Below are 2,559 nucleotides of genomic sequence, written 5' to 3'. Positions count from 1 at the left end.
GTGCCGTATCAAGCAACGTTGGGTAGGTAATCTGGGCGGCGGATCTTGGAGTTGACGGCGAAGTGGCGTTTGGGATGGCAGTGGCTGTTGCGCCAGCGCAGGTAGCGGGCGATCGCTGTCTCCTGGGCGGTGTGGCTGGGGTAGTCGCTGCCGTCGAGGGTGAAGTAGCGGACCGCGGTGAACTCGCACTCGATCCAGTTCAGCCAGGATGCGTGGGTGGGCGTGTAGACCAGCTCGATGTTGTTGGCCGCGCACCATGTGGTGACCTCGGCTTTGCCGTGCGGCCCGTAGATGCCCCTATGGATGTCAAGCGGCGCTGGGCTGTGATTGCGCGCTTGGCGTGGGCGTGGGGCTGGTGATCAAGTAGTAGATCTCCCGTGCGATGTAGCGTTTGAGACAGCGGATGGTTTCGCGGCGGGTTTTGCCTTCGGCGGCGCGTCGGGCGAGGTAGTTCTGGGTGCGCTGGTCCCAGCGCAGGCGAGAGAGGGCGATGCGGTAGAGCGCCGCGTTCGCCTGTCGGTCGCCGCCGCGGTTGAGGCGGCGACGCTGGGTCTTGCCCGAGGACGCTTCGATAGGACTCGCTCCGCACAGCGCTGAGAAGGATGCCTCGCTGTGTAGGCGATGTGGGTTGTCACCGGCCGTGACGAGCAGGGCTGCCGCACTGTCTGGGCCAATTCCAGGACGTTCCAGCAGCGCTGGGGTGTGCCGAGTGACGGCGTCGGTAATCCGGTGCTCCAGGTCGCGGATCTCGACGGTCAGCTCGCGGATCCGGCAGGCCAGCAGTCGAAGCGTATAGACCGCTGCGCTGGTGACGTCGCTGGGTGTGGTGGGTGGGAGTTCCACGCAGCGGCGGAAGAGTGTGGGGTTGCTCAGGCCAGACAATGCCTCGCGGAGAACCGGGTCGGCGGCGACGAGCACGGCCTTGAGCTGGTTGATCGTCTGAGTCCGTGCCTTGATGGCGGATGCCTTGGCCAGCTTGAACATGCGGAGCATTTCCACCGGACCGTCGCCGGTCTTCATGCTGCCGGTCGCCCGACCGGAAAGTACTGCGCGGGCGGCTGTTTCCGCGTCGATAATGTCGGTCTTGCCTCGTCGGCGGCGAGTGGCCTTGTCCGGCTGGTTGACCTCGATCACCTGCATGCCCTCGGCGGCCAGGTGCCGAGCCAGCGCCGCGCCGTAGGATCCAGTGCACTCCACGCCGGCCCGCCGCAACGTGCCGAACGTGCGTGCCCACGCGAGCAACTGTCGATAGCCGGTCGACGTTGCCGGGAACGCTTTACTGCCCACCAGCACGCCCAGTGCGGTGATGACCGCCGCGACGTGCAGATCCTTGTGCGTGTCCACACCGAGAACGACCTCGCCGGTGGCGTTGTCGTCTTGGCTGTGCAGGGACGGGTGGGGCATGCTGGGCACGGTTGTCTGTCTCCTGACCTGGCTCGGGAACGGATGGCAGTCGCCGGGCCAGCGGAGGCGGTCAGAACTGTGATGGTGCCCTGTTCACGGCAAGGCCCCTATCGGGACACGCCCCGCCGGTCCAGCGGCAGCAAGCACCGCCCCGGACCATGGTCGACAGATCTACAGAAAGGCACCATGGCCGGTTGTCACACGGGTCAAACCGCAGCCCGGGACGGCACCTGATCATTCTCACAGGACGGCACCTGATCATTCTCACAATTCTCACAGTTGTCACAGACCAGGTAGAGCTTCCCGGTGGGGAAGCGGCGGCGGATTTGCTTGCAGAAGTCGAGGAACTGCGGCCAGCGTTTGCGGTCACGGAACCGGTAGAACATCTGCCCGGTGGCCAGGTCGAGCGCGGCGAACATGTGCCGGATGCCTTTGGTGCGAGTATAGGTCGCCCGCAGCCGGGCCGGACGCCCCCTCGGGAACCAGCCGCGACCGGGGCGGGGTTGCAGGTTCAGCGGTCCGAACTCGTCGACGCAGATCACCCGCCCGTCGGCGGGCGGATGATCGTAGAGGTCGAGGATGCGGGTCTTCTTCGGTATGAAGTCCGGGTCTTTGCTGGCTTTCCAGGTCTTCGTGGCCTGCCAGGACACGCCCTCCTTGCGCAGGATCTGCCGGACAGTCTCGGTGCTCGCCTTGATCCAGGCGTGTTCGGCGAGGTAGCCGACCAGTTTGACCAGGCTCCAGGTGGTGAACGGCAACCCCAGCTCGGCGGGCTTGCACGCGGCGATGCGGCAGATCTGTTCACGGGCGGCCGACCCGAACTTAGCTGGTCGGCCGCCCCTCCATTTTGGGGACAACGCCGCGAACCCGGAGTCGTTGAACGCGTGGATCACCTCCCGCACATAGCCTTCGGTCGCGGCGAACATTGCTGCGATCTCCCTTGCGGACCGGCCCTGCACCGAGGCCAGCACGATCCCGGACCGTCGCAGCCGCACCCGATCCCGGGTCGACCTCGTGATCTTGACCAGCCGCTGGGCCTCCTCCGGCTCCAACGACCGCGCGAACACCTCCGGCTGACGCGCCATGACTCACCTCCAGCGGCAAGCCTCACGGTCACCAGCCTGGATGTCCACGCGACACGGTTACCACGTCAAC

The 2,559-nt window shown here is 65.9% G+C and carries 2 protein-coding genes; both read right to left on the bottom strand.

The genetic code is table 11. The features are described 5' to 3' along the window. Positions 1 to 306: 306 nt before the first annotated feature. A complete protein-coding gene (locus tag AD72_RS31795; protein ID WP_051899233.1) occupies positions 307 to 1,404 on the bottom strand; it encodes an IS110 family RNA-guided transposase in 1,098 nt (365 codons plus the stop codon). Between the two features lie 206 nt (positions 1,405 to 1,610). Then, a complete protein-coding gene (locus AD72_RS31790; RefSeq protein WP_231645085.1) occupies positions 1,611 to 2,489 on the bottom strand; it encodes an IS630 family transposase in 879 nt (292 codons plus the stop codon). Between the last annotated feature and the right edge of the window lie 70 nt (positions 2,490 to 2,559).

This window comes from Sciscionella sediminilitoris, assembly GCF_000737195.2.
GTDB classification, from domain to species: domain Bacteria; phylum Actinomycetota; class Actinomycetes; order Mycobacteriales; family Pseudonocardiaceae; genus Sciscionella; species Sciscionella sediminilitoris.
This window is presented reverse-complemented; position numbering and strand designations above follow the sequence as displayed.